Annotated in this window: 19 protein-coding genes; 5 read left to right on the top strand and 14 right to left on the bottom strand. The window is 45.0% G+C overall.

What is annotated here, in order from left to right; translation table 11 throughout:
• Nucleotides 1-3 precede the first annotated feature (3 nt).
• Nucleotides 4-1755, bottom strand: coding sequence for a peptidase M61 (locus ABDD95_RS23350; RefSeq protein WP_345949780.1), 1752 nt, complete (start codon nucleotides 1753-1755; stop codon nucleotides 4-6).
• Between the two features lie 360 nt (nucleotides 1756-2115).
• Here ABDD95_RS23350 and ABDD95_RS23345 point away from each other — a divergent pair, with 360 nt between their 5' ends.
• From ABDD95_RS23345 to ABDD95_RS23325, 5 genes are read left to right on the top strand one after another with little or no spacing between them, the layout of a single operon-like run.
• Nucleotides 2116-3213, top strand: coding sequence for an efflux RND transporter periplasmic adaptor subunit (locus tag ABDD95_RS23345; protein WP_345949779.1), 1098 nt, complete (start codon nucleotides 2116-2118; stop codon nucleotides 3211-3213).
• 9 nt (nucleotides 3214-3222) lie between these two features.
• Nucleotides 3223-6345 (top strand): efflux RND transporter permease subunit, encoded by a 3123-nt coding sequence (locus tag ABDD95_RS23340; protein ID WP_345949778.1) that lies wholly within the window; start codon nucleotides 3223-3225, stop codon nucleotides 6343-6345.
• 37 nt (nucleotides 6346-6382) lie between these two features.
• Complete coding sequence (locus tag ABDD95_RS23335) at nucleotides 6383-7687, top strand: TolC family protein (protein WP_345949777.1); 1305 nt, start codon at nucleotides 6383-6385, stop codon at nucleotides 7685-7687.
• A 51-nt stretch (nucleotides 7688-7738) separates the two neighbouring features.
• The gene (locus ABDD95_RS23330) at nucleotides 7739-8122 is read left to right on the top strand and encodes a response regulator (RefSeq protein ID WP_345949776.1); all 384 of its coding nucleotides are present in this window, start codon (nucleotides 7739-7741) and stop codon (nucleotides 8120-8122) included.
• A complete protein-coding gene (locus ABDD95_RS23325) occupies nucleotides 8119-8979 on the top strand; it encodes an N-acetylglucosamine kinase (protein WP_345949775.1) in 861 nt (286 codons plus the stop codon). Before ABDD95_RS23330 ends, ABDD95_RS23325 begins: the two co-directional genes overlap by 4 nt.
• A 48-nt stretch (nucleotides 8980-9027) precedes the next feature.
• Here the strand turns inward: ABDD95_RS23325 and polA are convergent, their stop codons facing one another.
• The 13 genes from polA to ABDD95_RS23260 all read right to left on the bottom strand — a co-directional run bounded on the left by polA (nucleotide 9028) and on the right by ABDD95_RS23260 (nucleotide 20007).
• Nucleotides 9028-11841: a DNA polymerase I gene (gene polA, locus ABDD95_RS23320; protein ID WP_345949774.1), complete on the bottom strand. Its 2814-nt coding sequence runs from the start codon at nucleotides 11839-11841 to the stop codon at nucleotides 9028-9030.
• A gap of 157 nt (nucleotides 11842-11998) precedes the next feature.
• Nucleotides 11999-12574, bottom strand: a complete 576-nt coding sequence (locus ABDD95_RS23315) for a DNA-3-methyladenine glycosylase I (protein WP_345949773.1) — start codon at nucleotides 12572-12574, stop codon at nucleotides 11999-12001.
• Between the two features lie 104 nt (nucleotides 12575-12678).
• Complete coding sequence (locus tag ABDD95_RS23310) at nucleotides 12679-13416, bottom strand: SDR family NAD(P)-dependent oxidoreductase (RefSeq protein WP_345949772.1); 738 nt, start codon at nucleotides 13414-13416, stop codon at nucleotides 12679-12681.
• 68 nt (nucleotides 13417-13484) lie between these two features.
• Nucleotides 13485-14378, bottom strand: a complete 894-nt coding sequence (locus ABDD95_RS23305) for a helix-turn-helix transcriptional regulator (protein ID WP_345949771.1) — start codon at nucleotides 14376-14378, stop codon at nucleotides 13485-13487.
• A gap of 13 nt (nucleotides 14379-14391) precedes the next feature.
• Nucleotides 14392-14739 carry a carboxymuconolactone decarboxylase family protein gene (locus ABDD95_RS23300; protein WP_345949770.1) on the bottom strand — a complete coding sequence of 116 codons (348 nt, stop codon included), beginning with the start codon at nucleotides 14737-14739 and terminating at the stop codon, nucleotides 14392-14394.
• A gap of 61 nt (nucleotides 14740-14800) precedes the next feature.
• Nucleotides 14801-15130 carry an MGMT family protein gene (locus tag ABDD95_RS23295; protein ID WP_345949769.1) on the bottom strand — a complete coding sequence of 110 codons (330 nt, stop codon included), beginning with the start codon at nucleotides 15128-15130 and terminating at the stop codon, nucleotides 14801-14803.
• 3 nt (nucleotides 15131-15133) lie between these two features.
• Nucleotides 15134-15784 carry a tRNA (guanosine(46)-N7)-methyltransferase TrmB gene (gene trmB, locus ABDD95_RS23290; RefSeq protein ID WP_345949768.1) on the bottom strand — a complete coding sequence of 217 codons (651 nt, stop codon included), beginning with the start codon at nucleotides 15782-15784 and terminating at the stop codon, nucleotides 15134-15136.
• Nucleotides 15785-15965: 181 nt separating this feature from the next.
• A complete protein-coding gene (locus ABDD95_RS23285; RefSeq protein WP_345949767.1) occupies nucleotides 15966-16409 on the bottom strand; it encodes a hypothetical protein in 444 nt (147 codons plus the stop codon).
• A 2-nt stretch (nucleotides 16410-16411) separates the two neighbouring features.
• Nucleotides 16412-16762 (bottom strand): phage holin family protein, encoded by a 351-nt coding sequence (locus tag ABDD95_RS23280; RefSeq protein WP_345949766.1) that lies wholly within the window; start codon nucleotides 16760-16762, stop codon nucleotides 16412-16414.
• A gap of 45 nt (nucleotides 16763-16807) precedes the next feature.
• Nucleotides 16808-17149, bottom strand: coding sequence for a YtxH domain-containing protein (locus ABDD95_RS23275; protein ID WP_345949765.1), 342 nt, complete (start codon nucleotides 17147-17149; stop codon nucleotides 16808-16810).
• An 84-nt stretch (nucleotides 17150-17233) separates the two neighbouring features.
• Nucleotides 17234-18277, bottom strand: coding sequence for an AI-2E family transporter (locus tag ABDD95_RS23270; protein ID WP_345949764.1), 1044 nt, complete (start codon nucleotides 18275-18277; stop codon nucleotides 17234-17236).
• Between the two features lie 85 nt (nucleotides 18278-18362).
• On the bottom strand, nucleotides 18363-18572 hold the full coding sequence (locus ABDD95_RS23265; protein ID WP_345949763.1) for a hypothetical protein: 210 nt from the start codon (nucleotides 18570-18572) through the stop codon (nucleotides 18363-18365).
• Nucleotides 18573-18576: 4 nt separating this feature from the next.
• Nucleotides 18577-20007 carry a sigma-54 dependent transcriptional regulator gene (locus tag ABDD95_RS23260; protein WP_345949762.1) on the bottom strand — a complete coding sequence of 477 codons (1431 nt, stop codon included), beginning with the start codon at nucleotides 20005-20007 and terminating at the stop codon, nucleotides 18577-18579.
• Between the last annotated feature and the right edge of the window lie 33 nt (nucleotides 20008-20040).

The following is a 20040-nucleotide window of genomic DNA, read 5'->3' as shown; positions in this document are numbered from 1 at the left end:
GAATTATATTTTAAGCCATTTTTTGCGTACCGCCAGTTGTTGTGGTGTAAGGTCGGTGCGGCTTTGTATGTTGTACCTAACAATAGTGCTTTTTAACAAGGTTACCGGTATTACCAGCGGAAGCCCATCGCATATTACGGCTACCTGTACTCGGTCTCCAACTTGTTTACCCGGTATCAGGTTCTTGAGGTCGGTTGCGGGTATACCATCAATTGATACCAGCTCATCGTTCACGTTAACGCCGTCCACCCAAGCCGATGTACCACGCAAAACTCCGCTTACTTTTAATCGGCCGCCGGCCAGCGCTACGGTGCGAATACCCAGATCAGGCAGGTTCAGGTTCTCGTTTTCGTTAAAGACATGGTAGCCGGCATATCCCAGATACTTATTATAATCCAGCGGCTCTACGCCATTGATGTATTTACGGTAAAAGTCGTCCATTTTTTTGCCGGCAAACTTTTCTACAGCAGCTTTAAATTCAGCATCGGTGTAGCCGCGTTTTTTTACTTTGTAATACTCGTTATACATATAGCGCATCACATCATCTAATGATTGCCTGCCGTTGGTGGCATTTATGATTTCCAGGTCCATCATCATGCCAATTACCGAGCCCTTATTGTAGTATGAAATACTGGTATTAATGGTGTTTTCATCGGGGCGGTAACTTTTTATCCAAGCATCAAAGCTGGCTTGCGAAAGGGGCTGTATTTTAGTGCCAGGCGTGTTTTCAATAATTCCAAAATCACCGGCAAGTGCCGTAAAATAATGATCAACCGGAAACAGCTGCGTACGCCTTACTATTAGGTTGTCATAATAAGCGGTAAAACCTTCGGCAATCCACAGGTTGGTGGTATAATTCTCGTTATCATAGTCAAACGGACCTAAAGCAATTGGGCGTAGGCGCTTAACGTTCCACAAATGGAAATGCTCATGCGCTACCAGGCTTAAAAAGCCTTCATAGGTCGACTCTTTAGCGTATCCATCACGTGCAGCACCCAAAACGGTAGAACTTAAATGTTCCAGGCCTCCGCTGCCTTTGGCATAGTTATGCACAATAAAAACATAGCGCTTGTTAGGGTTTTCGCCAAATATGGCTACTTCCTCGGCAATTACTTTGGCCATGTCTTTCTTTAAGCGTTCGGCGTCATAATTAGCCTCCCCATACATAGCTACTTCGTAGTGTGTATCGCCAACTTTAAAATCAAATACATCCTGCGTACCTACTTCAATTGGCGAGTCGAACAGAATATCGTAGTTGGGCGATTTAACCGTGAACGGATCATTATTCACCATCTCCAAACTGGTTGATACTTTATTCCAGTTTTTGTAAGGTTTAATTTTAATGGTTGATGGCAGGTTAAGACCACCTTCGGGGTAAAAGAACATGCCAGAGGTAGACAGGAACGCGTGCGTTACATCAATAAACGCTGTACGTACCGATATCTCGAAGGCATAAAAGCGATATTTTACTTTTACTGATGATAAGCCCTGGGTGTTTAGCTGCCAGACATTTTTACGGGTTTTGGTTACACTAACTGGCTTGCTGCCGCTTTGTGCCGTAAACGATTCCACGTTTTTAGAAAACTCACGGACAAGGTAGGAGCCGGGTGTCCATACCGGTAATTTCAGGTTCAGCTTACTTTGCGCCAGGCCCTTGATCTCCATTTCAATATCAGCATAATGTGCCTGTGCTTCTGGAAAACTAACGGTATAGGCTATTTGCAGCGGACCCGCTGCCTGGCTTGTTGTGCTCATGAGTACAAAATAAAATAAAACAAGAATATTCAGTTGCCACTTTTTCATGCCGCCAAAATAGAAAAATTTGGTGGCTAAGCTTTGTTTAAGCCTTCATATACAAGTTGTAAAATGGTTGATACATACATCGGGAGTTAGTAATAACGGCTTATTTTGCCTGTTAGTTAAGGTATAAACACAATCAGCCCTTATTTCGTACGCATATTTATTTTCATTATAAATTGTGTGCAATATAATGTAGCATGTAAGCTAAACATGGCATTTACCATATTTATAAAACGGAAGGTTGTATGAATTTACCTGGCTAAAACAATTTTGAGATCATTAAACACAAAAAAGCATACTGGTAATTATTAGTTCATGAAGATCAGATACATAGTTTATATAGCAATAGCTTTGATTGTTGGTTACCTGGTTTACAACAAACTTCATGGTGATAAGGGTAAGGAGGGGCAGGGCCAGGCCACCGGTGGTGGTGGTGCCGGCGGCGGTAAAGACGGTAAGCGCAAAGGCGGCCCTATACCGGTAACGGTTCAAATAGTTAAGGATACGGTAATGACCAATACCATTAACTTAACCGGTACTGTTGATGCCAATGAGCGCGTTAATTTAATTAGCCAAACGGCCGGCAATATAACCGGCATCTACTTTACAGAAGGCGGGCACGTTACCAAAGGGCAGGTACTGGTGAAGGTATATGATCAGGATTTGCAGGCTACTTTAAAGCAAAACCAGTATCAAATTGCACTGGCAAAAGAAAACGAATACCGAAACCGCGTTTTGCTACAAAAGGAAGCTGTAAGCCGCCAGGAGTATGATACGTCTTTATCGAGTTACAATACATTAAAAGCACAGGGCGATGTAATAAAGGCACAAATTGCCCGTACGGTGGTAAGAGCCCCCTTTAGCGGTGTAATTGGCTTGCGTAATGTAAGCCCGGGCGGTTATCTGTCGCCCTCAACAGCGATTGCTACGCTGGTAAATACCGATCCAATGAAGGTGACGTTTTCGATACCCGAGCGTTACAGGTCGTTTGTAAAACCAGGCAGTAAAGTGAACTTTACCATTGCCAGTTCGCGCAACAACTTTTCGGCAACGGTTTATGCTATAGACCCCTCCGTTGATCCCTCAACCCGAACCGTTACGGTAAGGGCCCGGGCGGCTAATCCGCGTAACGAGATCACGGCCGGTGGTTTTGCAAAAATTAACCTGGTGCTGGAGCAATCGCCCCGCGCCATTATGGTACCTACCCAGTGCGTAGTGCCCGATCTTAAATCAAGCAAGGTATTTCTTGCCCGTAATGATACGGCCATAGCAGTACCGGTAAAAACAGATAACCGTACAGATGTTGCCATTGAGGTAACCGAGGGTTTAAAGCCCGGCGATAGCTTAATCGTATCGGGTATTATCCAGATGCGCCCTAAGGTGCCGTTAAAAATTATTAAAGTTCTTCATTAAGCATATTCAATGAGTTTATCCTCAGTAAGTATAAAACGGCCGGTACTGGCCACGGTAATGTCGGTCATTATTGTGGTGTTTGGGGTCATAGGCTATAAGTTTTTAGGTATACGCGATTTCCCGTCCGTAGATCCTCCCATTGTTAGTGTAAGTACCAGCTACTCGGGTGCTAATGCTGATGTTATTGAGTCGCAGATTACCGAGCCGCTCGAAAAGGCCATTAACGGCGTACAGGGTATCCGTAATATTTCATCAACCAGTTCGGTTGGTTCAAGTAATATTACGGTAGAGTTTAACCTCGATGCCGACCTTGAAACAGCAGCGAACGACGTGCGTGATAAGGTATCGCAGGCACAGCGCCAGCTCCCCCAGGATATTAATGCCCCACCGGTAGTGAGCAAGGCTGATGCCAATGCCGATAACATTATTACCCTTACCGTAAGCAGTAACACCCGTAACATTACGCAGATAAATGATTATGCGGAGAACGTATTACAGGAAGCTCTGCAAACCATACCAGGGGTAAGCGCCATCAACCTGCAGGGGCAGCGCCAGTATGCTATGCGCTTGTGGATCGATCCTAACAAGCTGTCGGCCTTAAGCCTTACCGCTTCAGACATCAGCGCCGCACTGGCTCAGGAAAACGTGGAGCTGCCTGCGGGTAAAATTGAGGGTAACAATACCGAGGTAACCGTACGCGCCCTGGGTAAACTGGTAACCGAGCAGGATTTTAATAACCTCATTATCCGGTCGGATAGTAACCGTGTTATTCGCCTGAGCGATGTGGGTTATGCCGTGTTAGGTTCGGCCAATGAGCAAACTGCTTTTAAGGAATCGGGCGTACCACAGGTGGGTTTGGCTGTTATACCGCAGCCTGGCGCTAACTACGTACAAATAGCCAAAGACTTTTACAAACGCCTGGAGCAGGTAAAAAAAGATTTGCCGCCCGATATTCAGGTACAGGTGGCGCTGGATAATACCCGTTTCATTAATCAATCGATAGAGGAGGTAGAAGAAACGCTGATCATTTCTTTCATACTGGTGGTAATCATCATTTACCTGTTCTTCCGCGACTGGCTCATTGCTTTCCGTCCGCTGATAGATATTCCGGTATCATTGATCGGGGCATTTTTTATCATGTATGTATGTGGCTTCTCCATCAATATTCTTACCCTGCTGGGCATTGTACTGGCAACAGGATTAGTGGTGGATGACGGTATCGTTGTGACAGAAAACATTTACAAGAAAATAGAGGAGGGCATGCCAATACGCAAGGCTGCTTTTGAGGGTTCGGCCGAGATATTTTTTGCGGTTATATCTACATCGGTAACGTTAGCTGCAGTGTTTTTACCCATTGTGTTTTTGCAAGGATTTACCGGAAGGCTGTTTCGCGAGTTTGCGGTTGTAGTGGCAGGCGCGGTATTAATATCGGCCTTTGTTTCACTGTCCTTAACACCGATGCTGAACGTGAAACTGGTGCGAAAAAACCACAAAAAGTCGGCTTTTTATGAAAAAACTGAGCCGTTTTTTGTGCGTATGAACACGGCCTACACCGAAACGCTGATTACGTTCATGAAACGCAAATGGGTATCGGTATTGATACTGGTTGTTTCTATTGTGCTGGTTGGCGTGCTGGTAAAAGTAATCCCTTCAGAACTTGCCCCTTTGGATGACCGCAGCTTATTGCGTTACACCGCAACGGCATCAGAAGGTGCTACCTACGAGTACATGACCAAGTACATGGACAAGGTATCTCAACTGGTGGAAGACTCTATTCCGGAAGCAAAAATTAATATCGAGATCGTATCGCCGGGCTTTGGTGGGGCGGGCTCAACCAATTCCGGCTTTGGCCGTATAGGCTTGGTTGCACCTGATGAACGTACCCGAACACAGGCCCAGATTGCTGACTGGCTCAACGCCAAGCTCAAACGTATGCCCGATGCTCGGGCCCTGGTTGTGCAGGAGCAAACCATAAGCGGTGGTGGTAGCGGAGCGCGTACATCGCTACCGGTACAGTTCGTAATCCAGAATCAGGATTTTGAAAAAATACGTAAGGTACTGCCCGAGTTCTTCTCTGAGGTGAGCAAAAGCCCGGTATTCTCCAGCTCCGATGTGAACCTGAAATTTACCAAGCCCGAGTTGCGCATAACTACTGACCGCGACCGTGCACGGGATTTGGGTGTATCGGTAGCGGCTATTTCGCAAACCTTGCAGCTTTATTATAGTGCTGGCCGTTTAGATTATTTTTTAATGAGCGGGAAGCAATACCAGGTGATTGCACAGGTTGATCGCGCCAACCGCGATCAACCGCTTGACCTGAAATCGGTTTATGTGCGTAGTGATAAGGGCACCCTGGTGCAGCTTGATAACGTGGTTAAGGTTGAAGAAAGTGCGGCTCCACCAGCCATTTATCACTTTAACCGTTATAAGTCGGCCACGGTGCAGGCAGGCTTAGCCCCCGGCTATACTATTGGCGATGGCATTGATGAAATGCAGCGCATATCAAACAAAATGCTCGACCCAAGCTTTAGTACCGCCCTGAGCGGCCCCTCACGTGACTATGCCGAAAGCTCGTCTAATATCCTTTTTGCATTTGGCTTTGCGCTGTTATTGATATATCTGGTACTCGCCGCACAATTTGAGAGTTTTATGGACCCGGTAATTGTGATGCTTACCGTGCCGTTGGCTATTGCCGGTGCCTTTGTATCGCTTTGGCTGTTTAACCAAACGCTCAATATTTTTAGTGAGATTGGTATGATTACCTTAGTAGGGTTGGTAACCAAAAATGGTATTTTGATTGTGGAGTTCGCCAACCAGCGTATGGAGCAGGGCCTAGCCAAATATGAGGCTGTTGTTGAAGCGGCTACCGCTCGTTTGCGCCCCATCCTCATGACCAGCTTGGCCGTGGTGTTGGGTGCGGTGCCGATTGCATTTGCATTAGGAGCAGGTGCAAAAAGCCGTGTATCATTAGGTATTGTAATTATGGGCGGTATGATGTTCTCGCTCATACTAACGCTTTATGTAATACCTATGATGTATGTATTGCTGGCTTCCAAAACCAGGCATAACCCCGACGAAGAAATTGAGGAAGAAGAACCTAAAAAAGAACCTTTATTAATTGAAAACCTGTAAGCAACAAATGAGTATAAGGAAAGTAATATACCTTGTTATGGGATGCTTTATAGGAATCAACACTGTAAATGCACAAGATAACAAGGTGCCCAATGCACCCGTTTTAACGTTACGTGAGGCGGTTGAAATTGCGCTTCAAAACAATTATGACATACGGCTGTCCAGAAACACATCAACTATAGCCAGTAACAATGTTACCTTAGGTAATGCAGGCATATTGCCAAGTGTTTCGGGTAACTATACCGCAAGCAACAGTATACAAAGCACCACCCAAACCCGGTCTGACAGTACGGTTAACCAAATAACCAGGGCTAACAATACCGGCAGCAACTATGGTGTAAGCCTTAACTGGACCATTTTTGACGGCTTTAACATGTTTGCCACTTATGATGCCTTAAAAGAGCGCAATAAATTAGGGCAGATACGTTTGCAGGATACCATCCAGCGTACGGTGGCCGGCCTTGTGAACACTTACTTTGACCTCATTAATCAGCAAAAGCAAATTGAGGCTTTACAAAGTGTAATTGCTATATCGCGTACACAGCTTCGCTATGCTAACGATCGGTTCCAGGTAGGCCGTGTTGCCCGGCTGGATGTATACAACGCTCAGGTGGCTTTAAATACCGATACAGCAGCCCTTATAGCACAGCAGCAAACGTTTAAGGCCAGTAAGATAGAATTGAACCGCATTATGTCTCGCGATCCTCAAACTGAGTTTAACGTGGCCGACACGATTGTGGTAGATGATAAGCTGATTTTGGCTAACATCATCAATCAGGCACAAACTCAAAACCCGGCTATCCTTTCGGCAAACATAAGCCAGCGGTTGTCGGAGCTTACATTAAAACAGGTACGGTCTACCCGCTACCCGCAGGTATCGGTTAATACAGGTTATGTGTGGAGCAATAGTACTAACCCGGCTGGCTTTGCCCGTGTGCAGCGGTCTAACGGCTTAAACTATGGTTTGGCAGCCACTATTAACATATTCGACGGCTTTAACCAATGGCGGCGCGAGCGCAATGCTAAATTACAGATAGATAATTCGAAACTTAATGCCGAGCAAACACGTATAGAGGTCGAAGCGCAGATTTCCAACTTGTTCAGCAGCTACCTTTCGGGTCTGCAACTGATCAAAATTGGTCAATCTAGTGTTGAGTTGGCGCGTAAAAGCCTCGACATTTCTCTGGAGAAATACAGACTGGGTACCATTACCCCTTTAGAGATACGCGAAGCACAGCGCAACTACCTGGATGCACAGGCTGTGTTTTATAATGCCCAGTATCAATCTAAAGTAGCCGAAACTACGTTAAAGCAAATAACAGGCAGTATAAACATCCAGTAAAATGTTTACGGTTGTTTTTTTTATAAGGTTAAAAGCCTAAATTTGAACGTAATGTATAGTGGCTTTAAAACATGTTTGCTCATTGACGATAATTACATAGATAATTTCGTTACCCGCAGAATACTGGAATCCAGTCATTTTGCTGAAACTATTATTGTACAGCAATCGGCCACTGATGCAATCACTGCTATAAGGGAAGGCTCTTTAAAACCCGATGTAATATTTCTGGATTTGCGCATGCCTTTAATGAACGGTTTTGAGTTTTTGCAGGAGTATGATAAGCTGAAGGAGCAGGATAAAACTGCCGCTAAAATTTTCATGCTTTCTTCCTCACTTGACCCTGTTGACGTTAAGCGTTCTGATCAAAATAAATACATTACACAGTTTATACACAAACCTCTTACCCAAAAAATTCTGGACGGACTGACTGCATGATATTAGTTGCCGATAGCGGATCTTCTAAAACCGATTGGGTGCTGGCGTCAGATAAACAAAAGCCGGTTAAGTTTAGTACAGGAGGATTAAATCCTTATTTTTTATCTGAAAAGGAAATCATTAAAATCATTCAGGATGAAGCCCCTGTGATGGTGAACCATTTTCCTTTAATTGAAGAAATTTACTTCTTTGGCGCCGGCTGTTCCAGCCCCGACAGGCGCGAAATGGTTTCTAATGCCCTTTCACAGATTTTCCCCCGGGCGTTTATCAGTGTTGATAGCGATTTGCTGGGATCGGCATATGCCACCTGTGGCCACCGCAAAGGGATAGTTTGCGTGTTGGGTACCGGTTCAAATATCTCTTTTTTTGATGGCGAAGATATAACAGTGGGCAAACACGGTTTGGGTTATATACTGGGTGATGAAGGTTCGGGTACTTGGTTTGGCAAGGCGCTGGTTACACATTACATGTATGGTAATATGCCGGCCGATGTGTACAGCCGTTTTAAAAACACATTTAACCTTACCAAAGACGATGTGATTAACAATGTATACTTGAAACGTGGTGCTAACTCTTACCTGGCTTCGTTTGCACGCTTTTTAACCGATATTAAACATACCGACTACGGCCGGCAGCTTATACGCCAGGGCATGTTAGAGTTTATTGAAACCAACGTTAAATCATACACCGAATACCACCAGTATACCTGCCATTTTGTGGGATCTATTGCCTACTTTTTTGGCGATGAGCTAAGAGAGTTGTGCGCCGAAAATGGAGTATCGGTAGGTAAAGTTATCAGGCACCCTATTGATGACCTGCTTGCGTTTATTTTAGAGCGTAATCAAACGCAAGCCTAGTAACAAAAACGCCTGCTTATAGCAGGCGTTTTTGTTTAAACTATAATCTTAATGCGCTTCGAGCCAGTTGGAGCCGGTTCCCATTTCTACCATGATGGGCACCTCGGTTTTGATGGCGCTTTTCATGTGGTGAGCAATAATGGGTTTAACGGTTTCTAATTCGTGTTTGGGTACATCAAACACCAACTCATCATGCACCTGCATGGTCATGCGGGTATCCAGTTTTTTAGCTTTAAACTCCCGATGGATGTTGATCATGGCTATCTTAATCATATCGGCAGCCGAGCCCTGTATAGGGGCATTAATGGCGTTTCGCTCGGCAAAGCCGCGTACGGTTGCATTGGCCGAGTTTATATCGCGCAGGTAACGGCGGCGACCCATCAGCGTTTTCACATAGCCGTTTTCGCGGGCAAAGTTCATGGTATCGCTCATGTAGTTTTTAATGCCGGCATACTGCACAAAGTACTGCTCAATAATATCATTAGCTTCTTTACGCGGAATACCCAAGCTTTGTGATAAGCCAAATGACGACTGGCCGTATATGATACCAAAGTTTACGGCCTTGGCATTACGGCGCTGATCGCTTGTTACTTCTTCCAGCGGTACGCCGTATACATTGGCCGCCGTAGCGGTGTGAATGTCCAGGTTCTTGGCAAAGGCATCCAACATGTTAGGGTCCTGGCTTATTTCAGCAATAATGCGTAGCTCAATCTGCGAGTAATCTGCCGATAGCAGGATGTGGTTTTCATCCCTCGGTATAAAAGCCTTTCGCACCTCGCGGCCACGCTCGGTACGGATCGGGATATTTTGCAGGTTAGGGTTTTGCGAACTTAAACGTCCTGTTGCGGCCACGGCCTGGTTATAATTCGTGTGTATGCGGCCGGTTTTTGGATTCACCATAAGTGGCAGTGCATCCACATAGGTAGATTTTAATTTCAGCAGCTGGCGGAAATCCAATATATCGCGCACAATATCACTTTTGCTGGCCAGCGCCAGCAGCACATCCTCTCCGGTTTGGTATTGGCCGGTTTTGGTCTTCTTGGCCTTAGGATCCAACATAAGTTTTTCGAACAACACTTCTCCCAGTTGTTTTGGCGATGAAACATTGAACTTTACGCCTGCCTTCTCATAAACGGTTTGTTCAAGCCGGTTTATGTCTGTTTCCAGTTCTTTAGATATATCTTTAAGAGTGTTTTCATCTATGCGCACACCTTCAAATTCCACATCGGCCAGTACGTAGATGAGTGGGTGCTCAATTTTATTAACTAAATCTTCGGCTTCAACGGCCTGTAATTTAGGCTCAAATACCGCCTTCAGCTGCAAAGTTACATCGGCATCTTCACCTGCGTAATCCTTTACTTTCTCCACCGGTACATCGCGCATGGTTAGCTGGTTCTTACCTTTGGGGCCAATCAGTTCGGTGATGGATACCGGCGTGTAACCCAAGTAGTTTTCAGAGAGGATATCCATGTTGTGGCGGGTATCCGGATCCAGAATGTAGTGGGCCATCATGGTATCAAACAGCTGACCTTTTACTTCAATGTCATACCACTTCAACACCAGTATATCATACTTTACGTTCTGGCCTACTTTTCCAATAGCTTCGTTCTCGAGCACTGGTTTAAACTCGTGGGCGATAGCCTTAGCTTCCTCGTATGTTGCCGGTACCGGTATATACCAGGCCTCGCCGGGTTTAATGGCAAATGATAAGCCAACCAACTCGCAATTATTTGCATCAATACCGGTGGTTTCGGTATCAAAGGTAATTTCAGTTTGCTGTAACAACAGGGCAAGCAGCTCGGCGCGTTGTTCGGCGGTTTCTACCAGGTGATAATCGTGTGGTACGTTGTTAATGTTTTTGGCAGGCAATTGTACTTCAGGCTCGGCTATATCGGTCACATCAACGGCTAGGGTACGTACGGTACCTGCCACGGGGTTTCCAAACAGATCCTGCTGGCCATTAGGTGATGCTTTGTATTCGGTAATGCTGAAATCGTCGCCAAATACACGGCGGCCCAGCGTACGGAATTCCAATTCGGCAAAAAGCGGCTCCAGCAATTCGCGACTCGGGCCACATAGTTCTAATCCGGCCTCATCCAGTTCAACCGGCGCATCCAGTATAATGGTTGCCAGCTTTTTAGACATGATACCTTGCTCGGCAAAGTTTTCAACGTTTTCGCGCAACTTGCCTTTTAATTCATGGCTGTTTTTAATGATGTTTTCAACCGAACCATATTGCTTTATCAATGATTTAGCGGTTTTCTCGCCTATCCCCGGTATTCCCGGAATATTATCAACGGCATCTCCCCACAAGCCTAAAATATCAATTACCTGGCAAACATCCTCAACCTCCCACTTCTCTTTTACCTCTTTAACCCCCAATATTTCCATATCGTTACCCATGCGGGCCGGTTTGTAAATAAAGATGTTGGGTGATACCAGCTGGGCAAAATCCTTATCGGGCGTCATGCAATAAACCTGGTATCCGCGCTGCTCGGCCTTTTTGGCCAGCGTGCCAATAATGTCATCGGCCTCAAAACCATCAGAGGTAATAACAGGGATATTAAAGCCCAGAATTAACTTTATAACGTAAGGCATCGCCATAGAGAGATCCTCCGGCATGGCCTGGCGATGTGCTTTATAATCGGTAAAATCGGTATGCCGTTCAGTAGGGGCATCGGTATCAAACACTACGGCCATGTGTGTAGGTTTCTCCTTGCGTATCACATCTAACAGGGTATTGGTAAAGCCCATTACGGCCGACGTATTTAAGCCCCCCGACGTAAAGCGCGGGTTTTTGCTCAATGCAAAATGTGCCCGGTACATCAGGGCCATGCCGTCTAACAAGAATAATTTCTTCATTGATCAGAATTTACAGGATTTAAGAATTATCAGAATATGGCAACTATAAATCCTTTAGCACAAAAATAGAATTTAAGCTTAAAGCTGTTATGTAAATGCAACATACTTTACTGAATTCTGAAAATTATAAAATTCAGTGAATTTGGATTTAAGACAATTACTTAAACGCGCACCCCACCACATGATCATTAACCATGCCGGTAGCCTGCATGTGAGCGTAACAAATAGTGGTGCCAAAAAACTTAAAACCACGCTTTTTCATGTCTTTGCTAATGGCATCAGATATTTCTGTACGGGCCGGAACTGTGCCGGGCTGGTTGTTGATGGGCTTGCCATTGGGCATAAAGCTGTACAGGTATTGATCAAAAGAACCGAACTCTTTTTGGACCGCAATAAAGAGTTGTGCATTGGTAATGGTGGATGCAATTTTTAGACGGTTACGAATGATGCCCTCGTCCTGCATCAGGCGTTTCACATCATCAGGACCCATAGTGGCAACTTTTTGAACATCAAAATTGGCAAAAGCGCGGCGGTAGTTATCACGGCGGCGCAAAATGGTGATCCAGCTTAAACCGGCCTGTGCCGATTCGAGTACCAGAAACTCAAATAATACTTTATCATCATGCACTTCCTTGCCCCACTCTTCATCATGGTATTTCATGTAAAGCGGGTCGGTGCCGCACCAGGAGCAGCGTTTAATGGGTTGGTGTTGATTATTGGATGTTGCGGGCATAAACAGCGTGAAAGGTAGGTTGCAAATTGCTAAAATTTTTATCAAAAAGCAAAAGGCAATCCTAATAAGAATTGCCTTTCGCTTTTAATGTTATCCTTTACCAACTACCACGGACTTTCGTAGTTATTGTCGGCATGGTCATGGCTAAAAAACTTTCCGGTTGGGCCATCCGCATCAAGCTCGGCATACCTAAGCACAAATGCCGCCGAGTCTTCAACTTTAAACGGACCGCTGTGCTGATTAAAATCTGTAGCGGTATAACCCGGGTCAACAGCGTTAACTTTAAAGCCGGCGCCTTGCAGTTGATGTGCCAGCACAACTGTGTAAGCATTTAAAGCTGTTTTTGAGGGGCCGTAAGCAGCCGTTTTAACCGCATGAAATTTCCAAGATGGATCGCTGTGTAAAGTAAGTGACCCCAGGCCGGAGGTTACATTAATAATTACCGGTACATCTGCCTTTTGCATAAGCGGAACAAAAGCCTGTGTAACGTTAATTACGCCAAAAAAGTTGGTATCGAATACCTCCCTAATTATATCAACATCTACTGTAGAAGCTTCCTGTGGTGAAGCTCCCAATATGCCTGCATTGTTAATTAAAATATCAAGCGCGGTAATTTTGCCGGCTAATGTTTGCTGTGCAGATTGTACGGATGCTTTGTCGGTTACGTCAATTTGCAGCGCTTCTACCTGGGTAATACCTTCTGCTGCCAGTTTTGAAACGGCAGCCTCCCCATTTTCTATATTGCGGCTACCAATGTATACGAAGTATCCTTTTTGCGCAAGCAGTTTGGCCATTTCAAACCCGATGCTTTTGTTAGCGCCTGTAATAAGTACTGTTTTCATGTTCTTCTTTTTTATGTTGAACAAAGATAGTAGCACCCCTACATGTCATAACAGCACTCTAATAGGAATCAATGGTACATTTCGCGGATGGTGGTGCGATAGCTTACGGGTGTATAGTCGGTAAGGCGTTTAAAGAAGCGGTTAAAGTACGAGGCATCTTCAAAGCCAAGTGCAAAAGCTATTTCTTTAATAGATTGATTGGTATGAAAAAGCAGGCGTTTGGCTTCTACAATGAGGCGCTCATGAATGTGCACAATGGCCGGTTTGCCGCTTTGTTCTTTCACCACCTCGCTTAAATGCCCGGCCGAAATATTCATGATATCGGCATAGGCCGTAACTTCATGTAACTGGGTGTACCATTCATCTATCTTAGAAAGGTAGCTTTTAAGAAGCACCCTATTGGGCTGGGGTGCAACAGCGCTTATTTGCTGCTGGTATAGCCGGCTTAAATAAATAAGTAACACCTTGGTATAGGCCAGTAACATGTTATGCTGCCAGTTGTTTTTTGCCTCGTACTCCGCCTGTATTTTTTCAAGCAGGTCGTCAACAAAAATAAGATCAGCATCGCTTAATACCAATTCATGTCCGTTATCCGGGTTTTGAATAATGGGCAAATTCTTGAGCGAGCCGCTTTCATCAAGTGCTAAAAATTCGTTGGTAAAGCCAATACTTATACTGGTTAGCTCGCTGATGTCTTCCTTTAAAAGCACCTGGCGCGGAACAGTAAAATAAAAGGAATTGGGCTTTAATACATAAGGTACTGTATCCACCCAACCCCGGCTGCTGCCGCGCCTTACCAAAGCCAAAAAATAATAGTCTTTGCGGTGGGGTATCAAAAAGTCCGACTGCTTGTAGTTAACAACACAATTATATTGTTGAACCCGGAACATAGGATTCCCGGTAGCCTCATCGGGCTCAAAGGGATATTTGGGGATTACCGTTTCCTGGGTGGATGCGTACATGTGCTGAAAGGGCTTAAGCTTGCTCGTTCAATTCATCCCAGTACTCTACCGCACGGCGGTAATGCGGGATGACTATAGAGCCGCCCACCAGGTTAGCAATCATGAAGATCTCATTCATTTCGGCATGGTTTACCCCAGCCTCATGGCATTTGCCCAGGTGGTACTTAATGCAATCGTCGCAGCGCAGTACCATGCTGGCTACCAGGCCAAGCATTTCTTTGGTTTTTACATCGAGGGCACCATCGGCATAAGTGGTGGTATCCAATGCAAAAAAGCGTTTAATATTGGTATTGGCCGATTCCATGATCCTATCGTTCATTTTGGTACGATAGCCGTTAAAATCATCTACTAGTTTGCCCATAGTTTTAATGAGTGAATAATGAGTTTTGAATACGTAAATTTTGGGAACGAATTAATATTTGTTAATAATTCAGCTCTTTGGCCGGATCCCAAAACACGTTTTTATAATCTTGTACTTTGTTACCAATAACGGTTACGCCCTCGGCGGCTAACAACTCCTTGCGGTGCTCAATACCCGAGGTGCCGCCGGTGAGCAGGCCCTGGCTGTTTACTACCCGCTGGAATGGAACAGGAGGCTCAACGCCGCCAACCTCGCCCATGGCATGCCCCACCTTACGCGACCAGTTGCCCACGCCTAAAAATTTAGCGATAGCGCCGTATGATGTTACACGGCCAACCGGTATCTGGCGTACAACTTCAAACACGTGTTCGTAAAAGTGGGCGTCGGTCATTGTTTATTCAAACGAAAATTTAAGGTAATTAATGTTCTTATTGTCCTGTAAATATTTCTTTTCGTAATACGTTTTAATGTTCAGCACCTCGTTGGCATAAGGAGAATGATACAGGTCTTCGGTTTTTACATGCAATTTCAAACCCAACTGTTCAATCTTTTCGGCCGTGTAAGCGTGCAGGTCGTCATTGTCGGTTTTTAAATTAATGAAACCGCCCGGTTTAAGCACGTGCTTGTATTTTTCTAAAAAGCGGGGGAAAGTGAGGCGCTTCTTTTCCCGGCTGTCTTGCGGCTGCGGATCAGGGAAAGTGATCCAGATCTCGTCTACCTCGTGTTCGCCAAAATAATCCATTAAAGTTTCTATCTGGATGCGTAAAAAACCTACGTTGGCTATACCCTCCTCAACGGCAGTTTTAGCGCCTCGCCATATGCGGTTGCCTTTGTAGTCGATACCAATAAAATTTTTATCCGAAAACAGTTGTGCTAGGTTAACCGTGTATTCGCCTTTGCCGCAGGCAAGTTCGAGTACAACCGGGTTGCTGTTCTTAAAAAATGTATTGGCCCACTGGCCTTTATACGGTATACCGGCTTGTAACTCAACTACGTTGCTGAAGGTGGCTATTTCAGCAAAGCGCCTTAATTTATCTTTTCCCACTTTTAAAATTAAAGCTGCAAAAATAGTTAAATGAGCATCAAGCGCCAAGTATCAAAAGAGGAACCTACAAGGAGCTGATGTAAATTAACATAAGCGCCCGATACGCCCGAAATAAAAAAGGTGACGTATCCCTACGTCACCTTCATCTGCCGGATTGATCGGCAGCACTTTAACAGATTTTTTATACAGGCCTTACTAAGGGCTCTTTTACAGTAGCAGCCTTAACCGCAGTTTTAGGCTTTTTGCCGAACAGCGATTTAACACGGCCCCAAACCGAGGTAACAGAATCTTCGCTGATATAGGTGGATGCCTTTTGTGACAATAGTCCAACTACCGTTTTTACAATAAAGCCCGAACGTTTGAACAAAGTTTTGTTAAGCGCAATGGGTAATACAAAGCGGGATATTAAGCTTACAATATCAGGCGAGAAAAGCGAACCAATACCGCCTCCACCAGCACCTGCTTCGCCCTCTGGCGATTTAGGGAAGATAGATTTGATGGATTGGAAAATAGCCGATGGACTGCTAAAGCGATGCTTTAAACCCATCTCCTGCTCCTGCTTCAGCTTTTCCAGCCGTATGATCTCTGACTGCAGGTCGAGTACGTTTTTAACGGGTATATCCATGGTTACTTAAATATTTTGCTGATAAGCAAGTTAACAATCGGCTTCTCGATAGTTGATTTAGCAGCTATCGCAATAATCGCAATCAGCAAATAAAACAAGGTTACAATGCCAAAACCTTTCCATGCTGCACCTAACAAATCGCCTAACAGCAGCGCTATGGTAAAGGTGAAGAACATGAAAGTCATGATTGCGCTGAAAGCAACAACTACAACGGTAACTAAACTGGCTGCTACAGATGTGCTCTTCTCAATCGTTTTATACTTGGCCAGTTTAAAGCGGGTTTCCGCGTATTCCTTTAACTGGTCCAGTACGTTTGGTTGTTGCGGTTGTTCAGCTTCTTTTGTCTCTTCCATCTAACTGGGTATTAATGCAAGCAGCTTACGCCACTAAATGGTTATTTATGCGTGTTCTAAATCGTCCTGATATTCAGGCTCTTCACCGCTTATCTTGGTTTTAATGTTGTCAACCACTTTTGTTTTTAAGCTTGCCAGGCGGTCAATCTCGGCAGCAGCAGTCTCTTTAATACTATCGCTTAAGTTGCTTAATGATTCTGATAGTTTATCGCGGGTTTCGGTACCTTTGCTTGGGGCAAACAAAATACCTATTGCAGCACCTGCAGCTAAACCGGCCAATAAGGCCAGGGCTACTTTGGCGCCATCGCCCATCCCTTCATCTTTTTTAAATTTGCTGGTTAGGCTTGGTATTTTTTTGATCAGGTTTGAAACGTCTTGTGTGCTCATGGTGATTAAAATTTATGTTGTTGTAATCAGTTATAGTAATTAACGGCTAAGCTAAGGGTTTGTTTAGCGGCTTTAAAATTTTTGTTACTCATCGGGTGCTGTGCGTACCCGTTCCAGCCTGTCGGCAGCCAGCCGGTTGGTTTGGTAAATTTCTGTCATCAGTATAAAATATGACAGTAATACCGGGCCAAATACCAAGCCCAAGATACCAAATAATGGCAAGCCTATAAACACGCCTATTATAGAAATAATGGGATGCGTATTGGCAATACGTTTGTTAATTACCATGCGCAACACATGGTCGAGGTTGCCGATAAACAAAAGGCCGTATATCATAATGCCTATACCTGCCCAGTTGCGGCCCAGCAGTATGAGGTAAATACCGGCGGGTATAGATAGCGTTGGTGCGCCCACTACGGGCAGGAAGGATATAAAAGTGGCAATAACGCCCCAAAAAACAGCGTCGGGTATGCCTACTATCCAAAAGCCGTTGGCCAGTAGTACGCCCTGCACCAGTGATATGATGCCCTGGCCAAGCACGTTAGAATAAGTTGCGTTACGCAGGGCCACAGCAAACTTTAATGCATGTTGCTCGCTAAAAGGTGCATACCGGAGTAAGCCGGCCTCAAACTCGCGCAATTGGGCAAACATAAAGTACAGGATGAAGTAGAGCACTAGCAGCGTTAAAATAATGTTGGCTGCGCTACCAAGCAAGGAGGGGAAAAGATCGGCCGCGTAGCCGCCTAGCTTTTGTAAGGTTTCTTCGGCAAAGCGGGGCTGGTTAAAATGCTCGGCCGTAAACATGTCAATTTTATCAACCCATGAGTCAATGGGCAGCGTACTGGTTTTAAAGCTGATGATTTTTTCTATCACCATAAAACTCAGCAAAAGGAATGGAATTACAATAACAATGAGCGAGAGGACGATAATGAGCAATGCTGAAATAGCGGCGTTCCACCTGCGCTTTTCGGTTAGATAGAGAAATAATGGCCTGAACATCACATACAGCACAATGGCACCCAATATGGCGCTAAAAATTTCGCTCAGTGCATACAACAAAAAGCAGCCCAGCACAATAATGCTTACCAGTATAATGTTATTACGTTGCTGATGGCTAAATACGGACATGGCTGATTACGGACAATTAATAAACAAAAAAGCGCCAAAATGTTCGGCGCTTTATCAATGATATTTTAGCTATAGGCTAAGGCACCTAATCTATAGTATTTAGCAGGTTGTTAATCTGGGTACAGCTCGTAGCAATCGTATCCATGTAAAAAATGCAGTCGGTTGATGGGTTTTCAACCTCATAGCGCAACTGCTCAATGGCCAGGTGTATGTTAGATAGCTGATTTTTAACATCGTGCTTCAGCATACGCAGGGCCTGTTCATGGGCGGATTGATTTTCTTCGGGCAATCCCATAAAATTATCTGCCTAAGTTTATCGCCTTCATTTTGTTGTAAAGCGTTTTGCGGTCAATCTTTAAAATCTCGGCCGCCTTGGTTTTATTGAAGTTTACCTCCCGCAGTACTTTTAAAATAGTATCGTACTCGGCCTCCAGGGCTGCATTTTTTAGATCGTGCCGGGTTTCTCTTACTACTGTAGCCGTGTTGCCGTCCAGTGAACTTTCGGTTGCTGGCGCTTTGCTGTAGGCCAGCATTTCGAGCGGAAGAGCTTTCATCTGTATCTCATCGCCCTCGGTAAGCAAGGTGGCACGGCGCACTACGTTTTTTAATTCGCGTATGTTACCCTGCCAGCGGTAGTTCATAAAACACTCTACTACCTCCATCGAAAAATCAGATACGCCGCGGCCCAACTCCTGGTTGGCACTTTTTAAGAAATGTGAAGCCAGTTGCATGACATCATTACCACGCTCGCGCAGTGGCGGCATGTATATGCTAAACTCGTTAAAGCGGTGATACAAGTCTTCCCGAAAGCGCCCTTTTTGAATGGCATCCTGCAAATTCTCGTTAGTAGCTACAATAATGCGCACGTCCAGGTCAATCTCTTTGGTTGAGCCTATACGCTTTACCTTACGCTCCTGCACTGTGCGCAACAAAGCAGCCTGTATATCATAAGACAGATTGCCTACCTCATCTAAAAACAAGGTGCCGCCGTTGGCCATTTCAAAATGGCCTATTTTGGTGTAGAGTGCGCCTGTAAATGAACCTTTCTCGTGACCGAAGAATTCGCTCTGTGCCAGTTCTTTGGTTAATGAGCCACAGTCCATTGCAATAAAAGGCTGGTCGCGGCGGGGGCTGTTAAGGTGAATGCTTTTAGCTACCGACTCTTTGCCGGTACCACTTTCGCCCATAATAATTACGCTGTAATTGGTAGGGGCAACCAACTCAATCTGGCGCGATAGTTCTTTAGACGGCCGGCTGTTACCACTCACAAACTCGTTCGAGAACACCTGTTTACGGGTCTCCTTAGTGCCTGTTTTGCTGCTGCTGGCGGCAGGAGATGCTTCCTGTTCAGCCGCCTCAAGCAGGGCATGGTGTGTTTCAATGGCTTTATTAATCGTGGTTAGGATTTCGTCCGGGTAAAGCGGCTTGGTGATATAATCATAAGCCCCCATCTTAATCAGTTCAACAGCCATCTTAATATCCGAATAGCCGGTTATAATAATTACACCGGTTTTGGGATATTGCGTTTTTATAGTTTTCAGTATTTCGCGGCCGTCGGTATCTTCCAGGCGGTAATCGCAAAGAACCAGGTTAAAATCGTTGCTTTTGAGTTGCTCCAACCCGTTGCCACCGCTAGAGGCCGTAGTGACCTCAAACCCGTTTCTGGTCAAAAATTTCGACAGCAACAGCGCGGTATTCACTTCATCATCTATGATGAGTATTTTATTCATATCTGCAGATTACTCTTAGGGTTTGCTATTTTT

The organism is Mucilaginibacter sp. PAMB04274, assembly GCF_039634385.2.
Lineage (GTDB): Bacteria > Bacteroidota > Bacteroidia > Sphingobacteriales > Sphingobacteriaceae > Mucilaginibacter.
The sequence above is the reverse complement of the archived record's forward strand: the minus strand, read 5'-3'. Positions and strand labels throughout refer to the sequence as shown.

Bases quoted from the DNA above. Each gene is read 5' to 3' on its own strand.
- ABDD95_RS23350 (WP_345949780.1), bottom strand. From the start codon at position 1,755: ATGAGCACAACAAGCCAGGCAGCGGGTCCGCTGCAAATAGCCTATACC.
- ABDD95_RS23345 (WP_345949779.1), top strand. From the start codon at position 2,116: ATGAAGATCAGATACATAGTTTATATAGCAATAGCTTTGATTGTTGGT.
- ABDD95_RS23340 (WP_345949778.1), top strand. From the start codon at position 3,223: ATGAGTTTATCCTCAGTAAGTATAAAACGGCCGGTACTGGCCACGGTA.
- ABDD95_RS23335 (WP_345949777.1), top strand. From the start codon at position 6,383: ATGGGATGCTTTATAGGAATCAACACTGTAAATGCACAAGATAACAAG.
- ABDD95_RS23330 (WP_345949776.1), top strand. From the start codon at position 7,739: ATGTATAGTGGCTTTAAAACATGTTTGCTCATTGACGATAATTACATA.
- ABDD95_RS23325 (WP_345949775.1), top strand. From the start codon at position 8,119: ATGATATTAGTTGCCGATAGCGGATCTTCTAAAACCGATTGGGTGCTG.
- polA (WP_345949774.1), bottom strand. From the start codon at position 11,841: ATGAAGAAATTATTCTTGTTAGACGGCATGGCCCTGATGTACCGGGCA.
- ABDD95_RS23315 (WP_345949773.1), bottom strand. From the start codon at position 12,574: ATGCCCGCAACATCCAATAATCAACACCAACCCATTAAACGCTGCTCC.
- ABDD95_RS23310 (WP_345949772.1), bottom strand. From the start codon at position 13,416: ATGAAAACAGTACTTATTACAGGCGCTAACAAAAGCATCGGGTTTGAA.
- ABDD95_RS23305 (WP_345949771.1), bottom strand. From the start codon at position 14,378: ATGTACGCATCCACCCAGGAAACGGTAATCCCCAAATATCCCTTTGAG.
- ABDD95_RS23300 (WP_345949770.1), bottom strand. From the start codon at position 14,739: ATGGGCAAACTAGTAGATGATTTTAACGGCTATCGTACCAAAATGAAC.
- ABDD95_RS23295 (WP_345949769.1), bottom strand. From the start codon at position 15,130: ATGACCGACGCCCACTTTTACGAACACGTGTTTGAAGTTGTACGCCAG.
- ABDD95_RS23285 (WP_345949767.1), bottom strand. From the start codon at position 16,409: ATGGATATACCCGTTAAAAACGTACTCGACCTGCAGTCAGAGATCATA.
- ABDD95_RS23280 (WP_345949766.1), bottom strand. From the start codon at position 16,762: ATGGAAGAGACAAAAGAAGCTGAACAACCGCAACAACCAAACGTACTG.
- ABDD95_RS23275 (WP_345949765.1), bottom strand. From the start codon at position 17,149: ATGAGCACACAAGACGTTTCAAACCTGATCAAAAAAATACCAAGCCTA.
- ABDD95_RS23270 (WP_345949764.1), bottom strand. From the start codon at position 18,277: ATGTCCGTATTTAGCCATCAGCAACGTAATAACATTATACTGGTAAGC.
- ABDD95_RS23265 (WP_345949763.1), bottom strand. From the start codon at position 18,572: ATGGGATTGCCCGAAGAAAATCAATCCGCCCATGAACAGGCCCTGCGT.
- ABDD95_RS23260 (WP_345949762.1), bottom strand. From the start codon at position 20,007: ATGAATAAAATACTCATCATAGATGATGAAGTGAATACCGCGCTGTTG.